The sequence below is a fragment of the Superficieibacter sp. HKU1 genome (assembly GCF_029319185.1).
GTDB lineage: Bacteria > Pseudomonadota > Gammaproteobacteria > Enterobacterales > Enterobacteriaceae > Superficieibacter.
This window is the reverse complement of record NZ_CP119754.1, coordinates 4144284-4162462: the sequence shown is the minus strand read 5'-3', so window position 1 is coordinate 4162462 and position 18179 is coordinate 4144284. Positions and strand designations below refer to the sequence as shown.

16 protein-coding genes are annotated in these 18179 nt (G+C 53.1%); 8 read left to right on the top strand and 8 right to left on the bottom strand.

Translation table 11 applies throughout. From position 1 onward, the window contains the following. Window positions 1-10: 10 nt before the first annotated feature. Window positions 11-1042: a methionine synthase gene (locus P0H77_RS19790; protein ID WP_276158911.1), complete on the top strand. Its 1032-nt coding sequence runs from the start codon at window positions 11-13 to the stop codon at window positions 1040-1042. A gap of 176 nt (window positions 1043-1218) precedes the next feature. Here P0H77_RS19790 and P0H77_RS19785 read toward each other — a convergent pair whose 3' ends face one another. Continuing rightward, on the bottom strand, window positions 1219-2529 hold the full coding sequence (locus tag P0H77_RS19785) for a PAS domain-containing methyl-accepting chemotaxis protein (protein WP_276158910.1): 1311 nt from the start codon (window positions 2527-2529) through the stop codon (window positions 1219-1221). A 252-nt stretch (window positions 2530-2781) separates the two neighbouring features. On the opposite strand from P0H77_RS19785, the gene P0H77_RS19780 reads away from it, so the two are divergent. Then, complete coding sequence (locus P0H77_RS19780; RefSeq protein WP_276158909.1) at window positions 2782-3729, top strand: alpha/beta hydrolase; 948 nt, start codon at window positions 2782-2784, stop codon at window positions 3727-3729. Between the two features lie 57 nt (window positions 3730-3786). Here the strand turns inward: P0H77_RS19780 and P0H77_RS19775 are convergent, their stop codons facing one another. Continuing rightward, a complete protein-coding gene (locus P0H77_RS19775; protein WP_276165183.1) occupies window positions 3787-6087 on the bottom strand; it encodes a TonB-dependent siderophore receptor in 2301 nt (766 codons plus the stop codon). Between the two features lie 379 nt (window positions 6088-6466). Here P0H77_RS19775 and P0H77_RS19770 point away from each other — a divergent pair, with 379 nt between their 5' ends. Next, the gene (locus tag P0H77_RS19770; protein WP_276158908.1) at window positions 6467-7258 is read left to right on the top strand and encodes an MBL fold metallo-hydrolase; all 792 of its coding nucleotides are present in this window, start codon (window positions 6467-6469) and stop codon (window positions 7256-7258) included. A 60-nt stretch (window positions 7259-7318) separates the two neighbouring features. Here P0H77_RS19770 and P0H77_RS19765 read toward each other — a convergent pair whose 3' ends face one another. From P0H77_RS19765 to P0H77_RS19755, 3 genes are all read right to left on the bottom strand, one after another. After that, window positions 7319-7960 carry a TetR/AcrR family transcriptional regulator gene (locus P0H77_RS19765; RefSeq protein ID WP_276158907.1) on the bottom strand — a complete coding sequence of 214 codons (642 nt, stop codon included), beginning with the start codon at window positions 7958-7960 and terminating at the stop codon, window positions 7319-7321. Between the two features lie 41 nt (window positions 7961-8001). Beyond that, window positions 8002-8247 (bottom strand): YmjA family protein, encoded by a 246-nt coding sequence (locus P0H77_RS19760; RefSeq protein ID WP_176919852.1) that lies wholly within the window; start codon window positions 8245-8247, stop codon window positions 8002-8004. Between the two features lie 146 nt (window positions 8248-8393). After that, window positions 8394-8678, bottom strand: a complete 285-nt coding sequence (locus P0H77_RS19755; protein WP_276158906.1) for a SelT/SelW/SelH family protein — start codon at window positions 8676-8678, stop codon at window positions 8394-8396. 220 nt (window positions 8679-8898) lie between these two features. Between P0H77_RS19755 and P0H77_RS19750 the strand changes: the two genes are divergently transcribed. From P0H77_RS19750 to P0H77_RS19730, 5 genes are all read left to right on the top strand, one after another. Next, window positions 8899-11271 (top strand): TonB-dependent receptor, encoded by a 2373-nt coding sequence (locus P0H77_RS19750; protein WP_276158905.1) that lies wholly within the window; start codon window positions 8899-8901, stop codon window positions 11269-11271. A gap of 76 nt (window positions 11272-11347) precedes the next feature. Next, a complete protein-coding gene (locus P0H77_RS19745; RefSeq protein WP_276158904.1) occupies window positions 11348-12400 on the top strand; it encodes a ChuX/HutX family heme-like substrate-binding protein in 1053 nt (350 codons plus the stop codon). Further along, window positions 12397-13215, top strand: coding sequence for a hemin ABC transporter substrate-binding protein (locus P0H77_RS19740; protein ID WP_276158903.1), 819 nt, complete (start codon window positions 12397-12399; stop codon window positions 13213-13215). The genes P0H77_RS19745 and P0H77_RS19740 overlap by 4 nt, the downstream gene beginning before the upstream one ends. Beyond that, window positions 13215-14210 carry an iron ABC transporter permease gene (locus tag P0H77_RS19735; protein WP_276158902.1) on the top strand — a complete coding sequence of 332 codons (996 nt, stop codon included), beginning with the start codon at window positions 13215-13217 and terminating at the stop codon, window positions 14208-14210. Before P0H77_RS19740 ends, P0H77_RS19735 begins: the two co-directional genes overlap by 1 nt. Then, on the top strand, window positions 14203-14982 hold the full coding sequence (locus P0H77_RS19730; RefSeq protein ID WP_276158901.1) for a heme ABC transporter ATP-binding protein: 780 nt from the start codon (window positions 14203-14205) through the stop codon (window positions 14980-14982). Before P0H77_RS19735 ends, P0H77_RS19730 begins: the two co-directional genes overlap by 8 nt. Window positions 14983-15013: 31 nt before the next feature. Here the strand turns inward: P0H77_RS19730 and P0H77_RS19725 are convergent, their stop codons facing one another. From P0H77_RS19725 to pfkB, 3 genes are read right to left on the bottom strand one after another with little or no spacing between them, the layout of a single operon-like run. Continuing rightward, window positions 15014-15823, bottom strand: a complete 810-nt coding sequence (locus P0H77_RS19725; protein WP_276158900.1) for an HPr family phosphocarrier protein — start codon at window positions 15821-15823, stop codon at window positions 15014-15016. A 13-nt stretch (window positions 15824-15836) separates the two neighbouring features. Further along, window positions 15837-17240 carry a PTS fructose transporter subunit IIBC gene (locus P0H77_RS19720; RefSeq protein ID WP_276158899.1) on the bottom strand — a complete coding sequence of 468 codons (1404 nt, stop codon included), beginning with the start codon at window positions 17238-17240 and terminating at the stop codon, window positions 15837-15839. A 22-nt stretch (window positions 17241-17262) separates the two neighbouring features. Continuing rightward, entirely contained in the window at window positions 17263-18177 is a 915-nt protein-coding gene (gene pfkB, locus P0H77_RS19715) for a 1-phosphofructokinase (RefSeq protein ID WP_276158898.1), read from the bottom strand. Window positions 18178-18179: the final 2 nt, after the last annotated feature.

Sequence of the window (18179 nt, the reverse complement as noted above, 5' to 3'; positions counted from 1 at the left end):
GTTATCTGATATGAAAAAATTACTACCCACGTCGACTGCTGGCAGCTTACCTAAACCTTCCTGGCTGGCGCAACCTGAGACGCTCTGGTCTCCCTGGAAGTTACAGAATGAAGAATTGTCAGAAGGAAAACAGGATGCTCTGCGTCTGGCCCTCGACGATCAGCTCCGGGCAGGTATTGATATCGTCAGCGATGGCGAACAAACGCGTCAGCACTTTGTCACCACGTTTATCGAGCATCTTAGCGGCGTTGATTTTGAAAAACGTGAAGTCGTCAAAATCCGCAATCGCTACGATGCAAGTGTACCAACCGTCGTGGGCGCGGTGGCACGCCAGAAGCCTGTGTTTGTTGAGGATGCCCGTTTTTTACGTCAGCTGACCACGCAGCCTATTAAATGGGCGCTGCCAGGGCCGATGACGATGATCGACACGCTGTATGATGCGCATTATAAAAGCCGCGAGAAATTAGCCTGGGAATTCGCGAAAATTCTCAATCAGGAAGCCAGGGAATTAGAAGCGGCTGGCGTTGATATTATCCAGTTTGATGAGCCTGCCTTTAACGTCTTTTTTGATGAAGTTAATGACTGGGGGATCGCGGCTTTAGAGAAAGCGGTCGAAGGTCTTAAATGTGAAACGGCTGTACATATCTGTTATGGCTATGGCATTAAAGCCAATACCGACTGGAAAAAGACGCTGGGATCCGAGTGGCGACAATATGAGGAAGCGTTTCCTAAACTGCAAACGTCTACTATCGATATTATCTCTCTGGAATGTCATAACTCACATGTACCGATGGATCTGCTGGAACTGATTCGCGGTAAAAAAGTGATGGTGGGGGCCATTGATGTGGCAACCAATACTATAGAAACGCCAGAGGACGTCGCCGATACGTTACGCAAAGCGCTTCAGTTTGTGGATGCCGATAAGCTTTATCCGGCGACTAACTGCGGTATGGCTCCGTTATCTCGTCGGGTCGCTAATGGCAAACTGAATGCCCTGAGCGCAGGGGCGGACATTATTCGCAGAGAGCTCACCGGGCAATAATGCCGCCAGACGGTCGGGCTATAAAGAAAACGCTTATAGTGACAGGCGATCTGAATAATCGCCTGTATTCAGCTTTCGGCAGATGAACAAATGGGTTTGTTTAGCATGATTGAGGGGCTGCACAACCTCAACGCCTGCGAACTATACCCGCCCGTAAGACATCATCACGCCATCGGTTATGCCGCTTTTACCGAGCGGGCAACATCCATAACGGCACTCTCCACGCCCTCTGAGTTCTTCTGAATGCTGGCGATCACATCACCCGCTTCGCGCATAAGTGCCACTCCCTGACCGGTGTTTTCAAGGCTGTTTTCAATGCCCTTAAGCACTTCTTTGGCAAGCTGGTTGTTGGCTGCGACAACCCGTTCGATCTCTTCGGTGGCGCTACTGACGCTCGCCGCCAGATTTCTTACCTCGCCGGCGACAACCGCAAAACTTCTCCCGGATGCGCCTGCTTTTGCAGCCTCAATGGCGGCGTTAAGCGCGATAAGTCTTGTCTGCATGGCGAAACTGCGGATGGTTTCGACCATACCGTCAATGCTGTCAGACTGACTGTTAAGGCGGGACACATCGGCGGAGACGTCGTTCATCCCCTGCGCAATTCTGTTAATCATCCGTATGCTGTTCTCGATAACATCGGCCCCGGCCTGCGCGCTTCCACGGGTTTGCACTGCCATATCCCAGGCGTGGACGGCCGCGTCCTGCTCCCGTTTATTACGCAGAACCTGCTCCGTGACATCGGAAGCGAACTTGGTAATTTTGTACAGTTTTCCATCGCTATCAAAGACCGGATTGTAGGTCGCCCGGAGCCAGAGCGGTTCGCCACGACGATTGAGGCGGGCAAACTGACCGGAGAAAAATTCCCCCTGATTAAGCCTCTGCCAGAACTGTCGATACTCCTCACTTTTGTAAAGCGTTGCGGAGCAGAACATTCGGTGATGTCGTCCGAGTACGTCCTCTCTTTTATAACCGGTGGCATTCAGGAAATTTTCATTCACCTCCAGCACGTGACCGGCAGGATCAAATGAAATGACGGCCATAGAGCGGCTAATGGCATTGATGAGCGATTCCTGCTCAAGAGCTGACATCATGCGATCGGAGATATCGGCCGCAATTTTGATAATTTTAAATACGTTGCCGCGCCGATCGGTGACGGGAATATAACTGGCCTCAAGCCATACGGGGCGGTTTCCGCTGGCCAGCCGCAGAAATTTATCACTGAAGCTTTCACCGGCGGCAAGACGCTGCCAGAAGTGGCGATATTCTGGTGAGTTGACCAGCGAGGGTGGGCAGAACATGCTGTGATGCTGGCCAATGATGTCATCAGCCCGGTATCCCATTGTTGTCAGAAAAAGCGGACTTGCCTTCTGAATAATCCCGGCAGGACTAAACTCGATGACAGCCATTGCCTGCCCAAGCGCGTTAAACGAAGCCGCCGGGCGCGGGCGAGTAAAAGAGAAAAAATGTTTCAGTAAATTCAATGGCATCAGGTACACCGGTTAAAGTAATCACTATGGTATTTATCGGCAGCCTTGCGGCCTGCATTATGCATTGCTGTAATCGGTGGCGCTGATTAACATTGGCAAAGGTTAATTTGATAAGAAATCAGTTTCCAAAAACAACGCTCTATCAGGAGCGTGATTACAGCATAGAGCAGGTCTGCGCGTTGTACAGTTTGTACCGCATCGTCCTGTTCAGGCCGCTGTATAAATTCACCTGTTAAAAAGGAAGGCACATTGATGTATAGCCGCAAGTGTCAAAACGGTAACCTGCGCAGGGTGCTGTTTTCGGCGATCTCTTGTATCGTTCTTCTGTACGGCGCGAAAGGGTATGCTAAACCGGATATGAAGCCTCTGGGGCCGAATATCGCCGATCGGGGTTCGGCGCTTTATCATTTCAGGGTTGAACAGTTCGATTCCGCCGACGGCAAAAGACATTACAAGGTCTGGACGGCTATTCCGAATAAAAAGCCAGCGGCATCAGGCTATCCCGTTCTTTATATGCTTGATGGTAATGCGGTGATGGGACGCCTGTCGGAAACGTTGCTGAAGCAACTGGCAGAAAAAACGCCTCCTGTCATCATTGCTATTGGCTACCAGACCAACTTGCCTTTTGAGTCAAACAGCAGAGCCTGGGATTATACCCCTGCCCGGGAAGGGAAGAAGGGTACGCAGGGGGAGAATGGCCGCAACCGACGTGAGATGGGGGGAAGCAACGATTTCCGTCAGTTGCTGGAGCAGCACATTGCCCCGACAGTCGAGCAGGGGATTAATATTAATCCTCAGCAGCGCGGCCTGTGGGGCCATTCTTACGGCGGCCTGTTCGTTCTCGACTCATGGCTGTCCTCATCGTTCTTCAGGCATTACTACAGTGCCAGCCCGTCGCTGGGACAAGGTTATCTCGCTTTGTTAAACTGGTTAACGGCAGTCGATAAAACGCGTTATTGCCATAAACATCTGTTTTTCATGGAAGGTGCCGCGTCCCCAGGGAAAAACGTACAGACTCAGGCGCCTGACATCCTTCCTCGTATCCACGACGTCGTTGCCAGCCTCCAGCGTGACGGGATCCCGGCGGACTACTGGGATTATCCTGGCCTGTCGCACGGACCAATGTTTGACGCCTCTTTTAAGAGCGCGTTACTGGATATGAGTACCGGGAAGGTAGGCGGATCGGCATCCTGTGATTAATCCGGCGGGTATCAAAGGAGGCGGCGTGAAGGGGAAGCCCCTGCGCCGCCTTAATCGTCAGAAGTGGAGGCCTAACTGCATATAATAGGTGCGGCCCGGCTCGTTGTAAGTATTCGCTCCGGCCCCCCACAGATAGGCGCCCGTTGTTGCATTACCGGTACTCTGGGCATTGCCTTCGCGGAAATGGCGCTTATCGAACAGGTTGTCGATTCCCGCCGTAACGTCCATATATTTCGTTACCGCCCAGGTAGCGCTTGCCCCTACCAGCGCATACGGCGATACCTGGCGGGTTTCACTACCGGACGTGCGAATGCCCTGATAATTATATTTTTTTGGCTTCTGTCGGCCATACCATGTCAGCGTTCCCTGAACCGACAATTCATTGTTTGCCTGCCAGTTTAGCGTCGAGTTGATCGTATATTGAGGAATGACCGACAGGTAATCATTGTTCCTTTTGTTTTTGTTCTCAATAATATACGTCAGGTTGTTATTCATTTTCAGGGTATCAGTAATCGGGAAGTTGAGCGTGCCTTCCAGCCCCTGCACAACAGCATTGGGGACATTTTCCCATTTAAAAATATTTGCCGAGCCGTTGTTATATTCCGGCGTATATCCTGCTTCAATTTTGTCATGGTAGTCATTGCGATACCAGGTCAAACCGGCCTGCACGTCATCGTGATTATATTCAATGCCGATTTCTTTATTAACGCTGGTTTCTGCTTTCAGATCGCTATTACCCTGTAAATAACAGGCACCGCCGCCGTAGCAGCCCTGGCCTTTACTGAATAACAGATAGTTAGGGTTGGTCTGGTAGAGATTCGGCGCTTTCCATGCGCGGGCGATGCCCAGTTTCAGCGTAAAGTCACTGTTCAGCTCCTGAGACAGGTTCAGTGACGGGCTCCAGTTACTGCCGCTCACATCCTGGTGATTAAAACGGATCGCGGGCGTCAGACGGGTGCTGTCCGTTAATTCAATATTATCTTCCGCAAAAATGCCGTAAATATCCGCTGAGCTGTATTGGCTTCGTCCGGTATCACCAATTCCATTAACCGAGCCGCCTCCGCTGGTGGATTCAGTATTGGAAGCCGGATCTTTCATTGCCTGGTGATTAAATTCCCCGCCAAACGTCAGGGTCTGATTAACCCACAGATCAACCGGAATATTGACTTCTGAATGCAGGTTGGTGTCGTAGAGTGAAATGGTCGAAAACCCTTCATTGCCAGGGCTAAAAATTCCCGCTATTCCGCCGGAGAGACCTTCATTAAGACGAGAATTTCGTGTTTTTTCAAACTGAATGTAGTTATTGGTGGTGACGCCGCTGTCCCATGCGCCGGTATATTTCAGATTGAGCGTCTGGCGGTAAAGCACGTTGGTTTCTTTACCATAATATTTTTTCACCAGCGCATTACTGTTGGTATTTTGCGTATCGCCAGCATACAGGTTTCCCTGACGGCTGTAGCCTGCGCCCAGTTCCAGCGCCTGCATCGGCATAAATTCCCAGCGCAGGGCTGAATTAATGTCTTTATTAATAAAGCCTTCACGGCCCGAAGGATAAGTCCCCGCATAGGTGCCAATACGCGGTGTGGTATGGCTTTCATTGATGTCCTGAGCATCTGCCTGCGTTTTATTCCAGTTGCCGTAGAGCCGCAGGGTCAAATTATCAGCCAGCGCACCGCTTAAACTGCCGTTGTAGCGTTTGGTGCTGCCTTCGGATTTATGCTGGGGAACGTTGTAATAGGTGTTGAGGTTGCCGTGCCACTCATCCGTCGCAGGTTTGGTAATAATATTGACGACACCACCCATAGCGCCGCTGCCGTACATCGCCGCCGCCGGGCCGCGAATGACCTCGATGCGGTCAATCATTTCTGGCGGTACCCAGTTGGTATCACCTCGTGTATCTCGTTCATCGCTCCAGCCATAGCGCACCGAGTTACGACTGGATACAGGCATACCATCGATCAGGATCAAGGTGTTCTCCGGACCCATACCCCGGATATCAATCTGGCGATTATTACCGCGCTGGCCGCTGTTGGAATTCCCGGTGAGATTCACACCTGGCATGGTGCGGATAATTTCAGAAACGTCACGCTGAACTGGATTTTTTTTGATAGCTTCGCTGTCAATGATCGAGACGCCAGGCGCCTGTAACGTCTGCTCTTTGGCCGTTACTACCATTGTTTCACTACTGTTTTCTTCCTGCACGTTGGTCGCCAGTTTTTCACTCTTTTGATCCACGTGCGTTTTTACTGTTTCCTGATTTACCGTCGTATCTACGTCGTTAGCATTTGCCAACGGTACGACAAGATTACCTGCCATCACGGTACCCAGAAGCGATAATCGATACGCATTTTTTATCATCATAGTAGCCACTTACCCTTTAAAATTTGCGCAAAATAATTTATTGGTAATGATTTTTATTTGCAATAAAATAATGATTATCATTATCATATTTGGTAGTGGCTGTTATTGTTATTCCTGTTTTAAGACCTGGGAATTCACTGCAGGGACCTGTCGCTTTAGCGGCGGTCAGGGTGCATATAAAGGATCGTCAGGATCAACTCACGTGTTTATGGTCTATGGTTCGGTAACGATAAATCCAAAAGGCTAAGGATATTTGTGGTCCTGTTGACGGAGGTTGAGGCGGTTTTAACGAGGCCGATCTGTCTTATTCGTCTGAAGAACCCGCTGACTTAGCACAATTTTTGAGACGCACTACCTGACCAGAGAGAGCAAGTAAATGATTATGCTATGTAAAGCCTGCGGCACCTCTTTCGAAGCCACCGATGCCTCACCAGCACAGTGCAAAATTTGTGAAGATGAGCGTCAGTTTGTACCGGTGACAGGACAGGCATGGATCGGTGTAGACCGTTTAAGCGCTTCACACTCTAATAAATGGCAAAAGCACGAGCCTTATCTCCTCAGCCTCAAAACCGTACCCAATTTTGCCATTAATCAGCGCGCTTTTATTCTGAGAACCCCGGAGGGAAATATTCTCTGGGACTGTATTGCTAATCTCGACGATGCCACAAAAACGTTAATTTCTGCACTGGGCGGACTAAAGGCTATTGCTATCTCCCATCCGCATTACTATACCACCATGCAGGATTGGGCTGCCGAGTTTCATGCGCCGATTTATCTTCATGCCAGCGATAGCGAGTGGATCATGCGTGACAGTCCCTGGATCACACTCTGGGAAGGCGACACCCTGACGCTGGCGACTGGCGTCAGCATAATACGTCTCGGCGGACATTTTGCCGGCGGCAGCGTGCTGCACCGGGCGCAGGACGGCGGGATACTGCTGGCAGGCGATATCCTCCAGGTGACTCCCGGCGCGGATGCCGTCTCTTTCATGTGGAGTTATCCCAATATGCTGCCGCTGCCAGCCGCAACCATTAAGGATATTACGCGCCGTCTGAGCGCCGTGAAATTTTCAAAACTCTACGGCGCGTTTGAAGGGCAGAATATAACGGAAAATGCGGATGACATCGTGCGTCGGTCAGGTGAAAAGTATATTGCCTGTCTTGGTTAATTGAGGGGGGAGGGAATGTGGGCTTTTCACGGATACCCGGACACAGGACGTTTATCACCGTTATGTGCTCATGCAGGATACGCCCTTTAGCGACATCAAATACGACTGGCACATCTGGATCAGTTGCCTTTGCAGTACCGCCACGGTGGTCTCAGGCAGGTTCATTTCGAACGTATTGCGCACGGTCCCAAAAATCACGGTGATCAGTATCAGACTCACGCTTTCGATATTCAGCAGATTCATGTCTGATGCGCTTCGCAGCATCGCGGATACAGCAACATTAACGCGGCGTCGAAAGGCTTCCACTAATGGGCCGTTATCCAGTTCAGCAATAGAAAGATATAACGCCCGCGTGACTTCAGGTCGTTCCGTTTTGGCGCGCCAGTAGGCTTCAATCAGCCCCTCCACCATCGGTGATACGGGCAGGCCGTAGAAGGTCAGGCACGCCGCCTCGACTTTTTCGGCAAGGGCTTCCAGATAGCGCTCATTAAGTACGTATAGCAGCGATTCCTTATGCGGAAAGTACTGATACATGGTGCCCACCGAAACGCCAGCCCGTTCTGCCACGCGCGTTGTGGTCAGGCGCTGGGGTCCCTCAATGACTAAAAGCTGAATAGCCGCCTCGAAAATGGCGTCCAGCGTCGCCGTTGCCCGCGCCTGACGCGGCCTTTTCCGGGGAATAAGTGAGCGTGGTTTAGTCATTTCAGAATGCGAACCCTCAAGCTAACGAACGCGCCCGCGAATTACTCATTACCCCATTGATTGAGGAACGTGGCTATCTCGTCAATACGTTGCTCGTTAATACCCGCTTCGCTGGCCATTTCTCTCTGCGCTTCTTCGCTGATCTCCTCGTTATTCATTAAGCGGGTGATCAGCAGTTGAAAATAGTGTGCCAGGGGATCGCGTTCAGCGTCTTTCACCGGCTCTGCGCATTCGGTCGCGTACTCATCGGCGATGTCATAATACTTCAGTGGGATTTCGTTGTTCATACAGGGTCTCCGGGTTGTAGGCTGACATCAATAATACCATTCTTATCAAATTGCTGGCATACGTTAACCACGGGGGTTAACGTTGCCGATACGCTTAGCCGTAGAGATTACCTATAAACTCCACTTTCTCCGCTAGCATAGGGTTGTTAGTCGTCTTTCTTCTCCACATGTCCCAGCGCTTTCTCTGGAAAACAAGAGTCCCGCACCCGGCGTTTTAGCTCTGCCGCATCGGGAAAACCGCCGTCCTGCTTACGATCCCAGATAACGTGACCATCAATATCGATAACAAAAATCCCGCCGGTGCCCGGCACCAGGCGTACAGAATCGAGATCGGTACTAAACGTTTGCAGCAGCTCCTGCGCCATCCAGGTGGCGCGTAGCATCCAGTTGCACTGGGAACAGTACTGCAATGTGACGGCGTTTTTGCTCATTTTTTCTCTCATTTTACCAGGAGGGCATAGCACACAATTTACGATTAACGGGTCACAAATGTGAAGACTTTGTGAAGTTGTTGCAAATGATAATACTTATCATTAGTATTCGTTTCATAATTTATAACAGTACGCGTTTTTTTGGTTAGTGCTTTTTCAATCAGCCAGTGGAAGTGAAATGTGAGCCTCATACTAATAAAATTAAGGTTTACAAGACATTATGCATACATCGCACATTTCTCCTCAACGTTTCAGGAAGAGCGTTCTGGTGACGTCATTACTCACAGCGCTCTATCAGACTGCGGCTTTCGCGGCTGATACCGGGACTTTAACGACTACCGCAAAAAATGCCGCACAGGATACGGCTGACGAGATGATTGTCACCGCGCCAGCGCCGGACCTCAAAGCGGGAAGTACGCATTCTGTCAGCGCCCAGGACCTGCAAAACAAAGGCGCAAACGACTTTGGTTCCATCATGCGTTATGAACCGTTAATCAGCGCGACCGGTGCCAGCGGAGGTTCCGGCAACGGCAAAAGCGGTTTTGACCGCGGCGGCTATACCGGCTACAACATTCGTGGGCTGGAAAGCAACCGGGTTGGCATTGATGTCGATGGGATCGCTCAGCCGGACGCCACTGGCCGCAGCTACGTTAGCCGGTCAGGAGTGAACACGTTTGGCATTGGCCGCGACTACATCGATCCGTATATGTATGGCAATGTTGATATTGAATCCGGCGCGACCTCTACCGAACAGGCCAACACATCTATCGGCGGCAATGTCTCTTTCCGCCCGAAATCCGCTGACGATTATCTGCGTCCGGGAAAAAACACCGCATTTGGCTACCAGAGTGATTACGACTCTGCCGATCGCAGCTGGCACAATGGCGTGACCGGGGCGGCGGGGGATGAAACCCTGCGCGGCGTGTTTGTCTACAGCCGTCGTGACGGTCAGCAAACCCGCAACAACAGTGACACCGTCGATGCGTATCCGGCTAACTGGCACTCTGATGCGATGATGGCCTCCGGTATCTGGCAGCCCAACGATGAACATAAACTGACCGGTACGCTGGATTACTACCACAAAACCAACCATACCCATTACGACTCGTGGAACAGCAGCGGCAGCCAGATCCTTGGCGATGCCCAACAGACCAGCCAGACCCGTCGCTGGGGCGTCAGCCTGAAAGATGACTGGACGCCAGTGAATGACTGGCTGGACAGCATGTCGACCAAAGTCTACTACCAGCATACTGAAGCGCATGACCGCACTTATATGCCGGACAGCATTACTACCGCCATGCAGACGGTCTATTCAGACTATGACACCGATACCTGGGGCATTCAGAACGCGCTGGCGAAAACGCTGGGCCGCCACGATCTCCGCGCCGGGTTTAACGCCAGTACCACGGAAACGAAGCGTCCGTTCAGACAGTCTCCAGCGCCAACGGCGTACAGCGAAATTATGCAGCCGGAAGCGGACAGCAAAAGCTATACCCTCGGTGCCTTCGTGCAGGATCAGATTAATTTCGACGCGGGTGGCCACCATTTCGCCGTCATCCCTGGCGCACGCGTCGTCCATCAGTCGATGAAGCCGGATAATCTCTCCAGCCTGACGACCAACAGCAGCGTTCTGGATGAGTCTGAAGTCTCGACGTTATACGGCAAAAATACCGACACCCAGCTGTTACCGTCACTCACCTTCCAGTACGACATTACCCCGCGCCTGATGACGTATCTGCAATACAAACGCGGGGCGGAGTTCCCTAATGCCAGCCAGCTGTACGGTTCCTGGAACCTTGGCTCCAGCTACGCGGGCAGACAGCAATATGCGCTGATCGGTAATACCGACCTGAAAACCGAAACCAGCGATAACGTTGAGTGGGGCATGAAAGGGGACGTGACCGACGGCATCACCCTGCGCACCGCGCTGTTCTATAACACCTATAAAAACTTTATCGCCTATACCCGTTATTCGCGCGCCGGGAATCCGGACCGGTTCACCAACGTTCCGTCCAATATTTACACCACTTATCAGGCGGAAAACCGGGATAAAGCCTTTATCTACGGCGGTGAAATTAGCGCTAAATTTAACTTTGGCACCTGGTTTGAAGAGGTGAATGGCCTGAGCGCGACGCTCGCCTATGGTTATACCGAAGGGAAATCGAAATCCAGCTATATGGGGGATAAATACATTGATCTCGACAGCGTCGCGCCGATGAAAGCGATTGCTGGCGTCGCGTGGGACGATCCGGCGAAACGGTATGGCACGGCGTTAACCGCGACCTTCGTGAAAGGCAAACGCGCCACCGCGACCAGCCGCGAGTCCTACACTAATACCGGTTCGACGATCGCCGATTCCACCAATGAATACATGCGGGTGCCGGGTTATGGTCTGCTGGACTGGACGGCGTACTGGCAGGTGGCGAAGAACGTCAGACTCAACGGCGGCGTTTATAACATTACCGACCGCAAATATTGGGATTATCTGAGCAGCCGTACCATTGAGGAGTCCACGCGCCAGGATGCGTATGACAAGGCGCTGGCGGTGATGCCGGGCCGTACGTGGCAACTGGGTGTTAACGTAGATTTTTGATTAAGACGTCATCCTTAATCCTTACTCCCCCGGCATCGCTGCCGGGGGTTTTTAACCTTATCAGGAAGCGAACACTATGCCTTTTTCATCCACAGAAAACTCCGCCATCTGGCAGCAATATCAGTCCATTAAAGCGCAGGAGCCTGCAAAATACGCCCGTGATATCGCAACTGAGATGGGCATCAGCGAAGCGGAATTAACCCACGCACGCGTAGGGCACGATGCCGTGCGCCTGACGGACGAGATGCGCGAGATCCTCGCCGCGCTGGAGCTGGTGGGAGACACAAAATGCATCTGCCGTAATGAGTACGCCGTCCATGAACACACCGGCAGTTTCACCCATCAGCATATCGGCGAACACGCCGGAATAGTCCTGAACCCGCGGGCGCTCGATCTGCGTCTGTTTATCCGTCAGTGGGCCAGCGCCTTCAGCCTGCGCGAGCAGAGCCCGCGCGGCGAGCGTCAGAGCATTCAGTTTTTCGACCATCAGGGCGACGCGGTGCTGAAAGTCTACGTTACGGCGCAGACCGATCTGGCGGCGTGGAATGAAGTGGTCGCACGTTTCACGGTAGCAAACGATCTGCCTCTGGTTATTACCGCCGCCGAGGCGGTGCAGCATGCACAAACCCCCGACGCGGCGGCGCTGGATCGGGAGTGGCGGGCGATGACCGATGTGCACCAGTTCTTTGGCCTGCTGAAAAAACACAATCTCTCGCGCCAGCAGGCCTTCCGGCTGGTGGGCGACGATCTTGCCAGCCAGGTCGATAATGACGCGCTGCCGCGCCTGCTGGATACGGTTTTGCAGCAGGGTAACGAGATTATGATTTTTGTCGGTAATCGCGGCTGCGTGCAGATCTTCACCGGCGCGCTGGAAAAACTGACGCCGATGAAAGGCTGGCTCAATATTTTCAACGAGCATTTCACTCTGCACCTGCGCGAGGCGGGAATTGCGGAGAGCTGGGTAACGCGTAAACCGACTGCCGACGGCCATGTCACCAGTCTGGAACTGTTCGCCGCGGATGGTGCGCAAATCGCCCAGATTTACGGCCAGCGCAGCGAAGGCCAGCCGGAACAAACCCGGTGGCGGGCGCAGATTGATGCGTTGAGCAATGAAGGGAAAGCCGCATGAAAAAATTACTGATGCTGCTGGCGGCCCTGCCGCTGGTGGCGAGCGCCGCCGCACAGAAGGTGGTGACGCTGGGCGGTGATATTACCGAAATTGTTTACGGGCTGGGCGCGCAGTCGCAGCTTGTCGGGCGCGACACCACCAGCACCTGGCCTGCCGAGGTGAATAACGTGCCGGATGTCGGCTATGTCCGGCAGCTCAATACCGAGGGCATCCTGTCGCTGCGCCCGGATATCGTACTGGCAAGCAACCAGGCGCAGCCGTCATTGGTATTACAAAAGGTGGCGGAAAATCATGTCAGGGTGATCGACGTACCCGGCGGCTACTCGCTGGCGGCGATTGATAAGAAAGTCGCCGTCATCGCCGATGCGCTCGGCAAAAACGCCGAAGGCGAGCAGCTGCGGCAAAAACTGAAAGCGCAAATTGCCGCGCTACCGACATCGCCGGTGAATAAGCGGGTCCTGTTTCTGCTGAGCCACGGCGGGATGGGAACGATGGTCGCCGGCCAGGAAACCGCCGCCGACGGCGCGATCCGTGCCGCCGGGTTACAGAACGCCATGCAGGGCTTTGCGCACTATCGCGGTCTTTCGCAGGAAGGTGTCATCGCCAGCCAGCCGGACCTGATCGTGATCTCTGCCGACGGGATTAACAGCATGGGCGGGGAAGAGAACCTGTGGAAATTGCCGGGACTGGCGCAAACCCCTGCCGGGCGTAATAAGCAGGTGATGATTATTGATGATATGGCCCTGCTCGGCTTTGGCGTGCGTACGCCGCAGGCGCTGCGCGATCTGCGTCAAAAAGCGGAGCAACTGCCCTGATGAACCGCGGCGTGGTGTGCTCACTGTGGGGAATGCTGTTATTGCTGGTCGGTCTGACGCTGGTGGCAACCACCCAGGGGGCGATGGCGCTGCCGTTAAAGAGCCTGTGGCATCCCGGCGATGATGCGCTGCGCCAGATCTGGCTGACCATTCGTCTGCCGCGCGTGCTGCTGGCGCTGGTGGTCGGCGCGGCGCTGGCGCTCTCCGGCTGCGTAATGCAGGGGCTGTTTCGCAACCCGCTGGCCGATCCGGGACTGCTGGGGATCAGCAGCGGCAGCGCGCTGGCGGTGGCCTGCTGGCTGGTATTACCGTTGCCGGTTCCCGCGCTGGTGGCGCTGTATGCGCCGATGCTGGCGGCGTTTATCGGCAGCCTCGCGGTGATGGTGGTGATTTTTCTGCTCAGTAAGGCCCGCGATAATTCACTGTCGCGCCTGCTGCTGGTGGGGATTGCCATTAACGCGCTGTGCGGCGCTGCCGTTGGACTGCTGTCATGGCTAAGCAACGATGCCCAGCTTCGTCAGCTCTCGCAGTGGGGAATGGGCAGCCTCGGTCAGGCGCAGTGGTCCACGCTGCTGGTGGCAACCACGCTTATTTTACCCTCGGCAATGGCGGTATGGTGGGTTGCCCGCCAGCTTAATCTGCTGCAACTGGGCGATGAAGAAGCGCATTACCTGGGCGTCAATGTTCCGCAGCTGCAACGAGTGATGCTGCTTTGCAGCGCCTTGCTGGTGGCGGCAGCGGTGGCGATCAGCGGGATTATCGGTTTTATTGGGCTGGTGGTGCCGCACCTGATGCGCATGTGGCTGGGGGCCGATCACCGCGCGCTGGTGCCGGGTTCGCTGCTGGCGGGAGCCATCCTGCTGCTGATCGCCGATACCGCGGCCCGCACCGTTGTCGTACCTGCGGAGATGCCGGTGGGTCTGATCACCAGCTTGCTCGGCGCGCCCTGGTTTCTGTGGTTGATCTTCCGCCAAAGGAGAATGGAGCATGGATAACACCTTAGTCGCTGCCCATTTGCGTCTGCAATGCGGGCAGCGATGGCTGATCGATGATGTCTCGTTAATGCTTGCCAGCGGTGAACTGGTTGCGCTAATCGGCCCCAATGGTGCGGGGAAATCAACGCTGTTGCGCCTGCTGACCGGGTATTTGCCCGCGGATCAGGGGGAATGCTGGCTGGCGGGGCACTCGCTGAAACAGTGGCCCGCCCGCGCGCTTTCCCGCCGCCGTGCGGTGATGTTGCAGCAAACGCAGCTGCGTTTTGACTGGCCGGTAGAGGCTATCGTCGCCATGGGCCGTGCGCCCTGGGGAACGCGGCATGAAGCGGAGATCGTCCGCGAGGTCATGGCGTTGACCAGCTGTACCGATCTGGCGGGTCGCCACTATGCCACTCTCTCCGGCGGCGAGCAGCAGCGGGTCCAGCTGGCGCGCAGTCTGGCGCAGCTGTGGAAAGACGGCGCCCCCGAAGGCTGGCTGTTTCTTGACGAACCCACCTCGGCACTGGATCTTTACCATCAACAGCAGCTGTTACGCTTACTGAAAAAACTCACCGCCAGCGGGAACCTGCACGTCTGTATCGTATTACACGATCTTAATCTGGCGGCGCTATGGGCAGACCGCGTGCTGCTGTTAAACCGGGGAAAACTGGTGGCGCAGGGGACGCCGCAGCAGGTGATTCAAACCGACGTCATCGCGCAATGGTATGGGGCAGAAGTGCAGGTAAATCCGCACCCCGGTAACGATACGCCGCATGTTTTTCTGTGTGCGTAAAAGAGGCTTCCTGAAGAAGCCTCTTTAAGGTTTATCCAAACAACCGTGACAGCCAGCCGCGTCCAGATTTTGGCGGGGATGAAGGAGGCTGGGGCGAGGATATTGTCACCTCTCCCAGCCCGCCATTAACCGCAGCACCAATTGTGCTCAGTGCCTGAGAAGCATCCTTTCCACAGGCCGTAAAATGCAGACGGTGCCCTTGCTTTGCACCAAGGGAAACGACTCGCATCAGGTTTTTACCATCGACGGGTCCTTTCGGATCGTCCAGATTTTCAATGGTAATCTGGCTTTGAAACTGTTTAATCACTTTTACCAGTATTGCGCCTGGCCGGGCGTGCAGCCCATGAGGATTATTGATCGCAAACGTAGCCTGTTCGCCTTGTGGAGTGGCATCGGGCACCACCTCGGCCGGTTGGTGTTCTCCGTATAAGATCGCCAGTACTTCTGCCGGTGTGTTGGCATTTTTGATCGCGTGCGGGATCTCGTCATTGCTCAACACGTGGGTCAACTGGCGCAGGATGTCCAGGTGTTCGTTCGACCTCGCGGCAATAGCGATGACGGCATACGCGATATTGTCTTCTCCCCAGGATACGCCATGACGAAATACTATGACCTTAACGCCGGTGTTTAGCACGCTGTCACGGGTTTCCGGCGTACCGTGTGGGATTGCAATACCATTGCCCAGATATGTCGAGATTTGCGCTTCCCGCGCCAGCATACCCTGTAAATACCCTTCGGTAGTATTCCCGGCGTTGACCAGATGCCCGGCAACGTACCTAAGCGCAGTGTCCTTAGTCACCTGCTCGTCACTGATAAAAATATCATGTTCACAAAGCCGCATGATGTCATCCTTATTAAATATTGGCAGAAGCAGTCAGCACGGACTGTTTACGGTTGAGCCATAAACGCCAGACCCCAAGCATCACCGCGCCACAGGCAGAACCGGTCAGAATACATAACACCCATGCAAGAGGTTTACTGACCAGAGGCAGGATTAGGAAACCGCCATGGGGTGCGGGTACCTGAATATGCAGGCTATAACTCAGTACCGCCGAAACACTGGAGGCGATCATCATCATAGGAATGACGCGTAGCGGATCTTTAGCTGCAAATGGGATCGCACCTTCGGTGATATGTGTAAACCCGAGGATATAATTCACTATCCCTGCTGCGCGTTCTTCTTCACTAAACCCTTTCGGAAAGAATGTTGTTGCCAGCGCGATAACCAGGGGCGGCGTAATACAGGCCGCCGAGACGCCAGCCATGAAGAAATAGTTTCCCTGACCGAGCAGCAAAGTGCCCGTTACATAAGCAGCTTTATTGACAGGGCCACCAAAATCAAATGAACACATCGCCCCCACGACAATACCCAGCAGGATGGGATTAGCTTCTTGCAGTGATGCGAGCCAGTTCATCATACCGTTATTAATGGCCGCGACGGGCTGGCCCAGTAGTACCATCAACAGGCCAATAACCAACACCCCAATCAGCGGCATGATGAAAATCGATTTCAGACCTTCATATTGTCGTGGCAGGCCGTTGAGCAGATTTTTGACCCATAGCATTAAATAGCCAGCGGCGAAACCAGCGATGATCCCGCCAAGAAAGCCTGCGCCGGTCGCATTCGCCAGTAAGCCGCCAACAAACCCGGCAACCAGCCCTGGTTTACCGGAAACAGACCACGCAATATAGGCAGTGAAGACCGGGACCATGATAGAAAATGCCTGCTGGCCAATCTTCATTAATATCGCAGCAATAGCATTATATTCAGCGGATTTTGGATCGGCTGAATAAATTCCCCATAAGAAAGAAACAGCGATTAAAATACCCCCGGCGACGACAAACGGCAGCATGTTCGATACGCCACTCATCAAATGCTTATAGATCTGGCGGCCAAAGGATTCATTTTCTGCCGCAGCTCGGGAAATTGTTTTTTCTCCTTTACGAACGGGCGCTTCGTTATTAAGTACTTTATTGATAAGTTCTACCGGACGATGGATCGCCTCTTTCACGGGAACTTCAATAACGGGCAGGCCATTAAAGCGATCGGCCCCGACATCTTTATCCGCCGCGATAATGACGCCTGCGATACCCATTAAATCCTCCGGCAAAATGGCGTTTTCTACGCCACTGGCACCATTGGTTTCTACTTTTATTTCGACAGACAGTTTTTTTGCTGCGTGCTTTAAGGCTTCTTCAGCCATAAAGGTATGCGCAATTCCGGTAGGGCAACCGGTAACGGCAATGATCTTTTTCATAAGCAGACCTTAAATGTATTATTTAAAAACGTCTTACTGAGATCTCAGGTAATAATTTCTCAATGTTATTGAGTTGACCGAGCCCGGCAGATCCTGCTACGTCAGCCCCGGTGGCGCTGGCACGTTTAAGGGCATCCTCCACACTTCCCCCTGCTAGCCAGAGGCTTAAAAAAGCCGCCAGAGAAGCATCACCTGCGCAGGCAGAGCTGACCAGTTCAATCTCTGGTGCACTGCAAAACCAACGTTCACTCCCGTTTGAAAAATACATCCCCCTCGCTCCCAACGTGATTAAAACGTTTTGTGCGCCAGAGTTGTGTAATGCCGCCAGCGCCGCTATCGCCTGTTCATCGTTGTGCACAGAGAGACCAAATATCGCCTGTAGCTCCTCATCGTTTGGCTTGATTAATAGCGGCTTATATTCCAGTAGTTGACGTAATGAAGGATGGCTGATATCCAGGATAACGGCGATATCCTTCATCTGACAAATCTCCAGGATCTCGCTGTAAAACCGGCTTTCGATCCCTTTTGGTAAACTGCCGCTGATGACCAGATACCTGGAGTCTGATAATTGTGTGAGTATATTGACGATCTGATGTTTACAGTCATCGTTAATAAAAGAGCCAGGATTGACCAGCTTATACTCCTGCGCACCATCATGAATAAAAATATTTATTCGCGTTGGTTCATTGACCCAGGCGGGAGAGACCGGTATTTTTCTCTTACGGAGTTCGTCAATGATATAATGACCGGTAAATCCTCCAAAAATACCTAATATATGGGCAGGTTGCTGAAAGTGATCTAATACCAGTGCGACATTGACCCCTTTACCATTTGGGCAGTATTCCGTATGGTGCGTGCGATTAACCACCCCAGGTAAAAGAGGATCGCTAAAAATATTCATATCAATCGCCGTATTCAGCGTAAGTGTATAAATCACAA

What these genes read in the sequence shown, in the direction of transcription:
- P0H77_RS19790 (WP_276158911.1), top strand. Translation starts at nt 11, where the DNA reads ATGAAAAAATTACTACCCACGTCGACTGCTGGCAGCTTACCTAAACCT.
- P0H77_RS19785 (WP_276158910.1), bottom strand. Translation starts at nt 2,529, where the DNA reads ATGCCATTGAATTTACTGAAACATTTTTTCTCTTTTACTCGCCCGCGC.
- P0H77_RS19780 (WP_276158909.1), top strand. Translation starts at nt 2,782, where the DNA reads ATGTATAGCCGCAAGTGTCAAAACGGTAACCTGCGCAGGGTGCTGTTT.
- P0H77_RS19775 (WP_276165183.1), bottom strand. Translation starts at nt 6,087, where the DNA reads ATGATAAAAAATGCGTATCGATTATCGCTTCTGGGTACCGTGATGGCA.
- P0H77_RS19770 (WP_276158908.1), top strand. Translation starts at nt 6,467, where the DNA reads ATGATTATGCTATGTAAAGCCTGCGGCACCTCTTTCGAAGCCACCGAT.
- P0H77_RS19765 (WP_276158907.1), bottom strand. Translation starts at nt 7,960, where the DNA reads ATGACTAAACCACGCTCACTTATTCCCCGGAAAAGGCCGCGTCAGGCG.
- P0H77_RS19760 (WP_176919852.1), bottom strand. Translation starts at nt 8,247, where the DNA reads ATGAACAACGAAATCCCACTGAAGTATTATGACATCGCCGATGAGTAC.
- P0H77_RS19755 (WP_276158906.1), bottom strand. Translation starts at nt 8,678, where the DNA reads ATGAGCAAAAACGCCGTCACATTGCAGTACTGTTCCCAGTGCAACTGG.
- P0H77_RS19750 (WP_276158905.1), top strand. Translation starts at nt 8,899, where the DNA reads ATGCATACATCGCACATTTCTCCTCAACGTTTCAGGAAGAGCGTTCTG.
- P0H77_RS19745 (WP_276158904.1), top strand. Translation starts at nt 11,348, where the DNA reads ATGCCTTTTTCATCCACAGAAAACTCCGCCATCTGGCAGCAATATCAG.
- P0H77_RS19740 (WP_276158903.1), top strand. Translation starts at nt 12,397, where the DNA reads ATGAAAAAATTACTGATGCTGCTGGCGGCCCTGCCGCTGGTGGCGAGC.
- P0H77_RS19735 (WP_276158902.1), top strand. Translation starts at nt 13,215, where the DNA reads ATGAACCGCGGCGTGGTGTGCTCACTGTGGGGAATGCTGTTATTGCTG.
- P0H77_RS19730 (WP_276158901.1), top strand. Translation starts at nt 14,203, where the DNA reads ATGGATAACACCTTAGTCGCTGCCCATTTGCGTCTGCAATGCGGGCAG.
- P0H77_RS19725 (WP_276158900.1), bottom strand. Translation starts at nt 15,823, where the DNA reads ATGCGGCTTTGTGAACATGATATTTTTATCAGTGACGAGCAGGTGACT.
- P0H77_RS19720 (WP_276158899.1), bottom strand. Translation starts at nt 17,240, where the DNA reads ATGAAAAAGATCATTGCCGTTACCGGTTGCCCTACCGGAATTGCGCAT.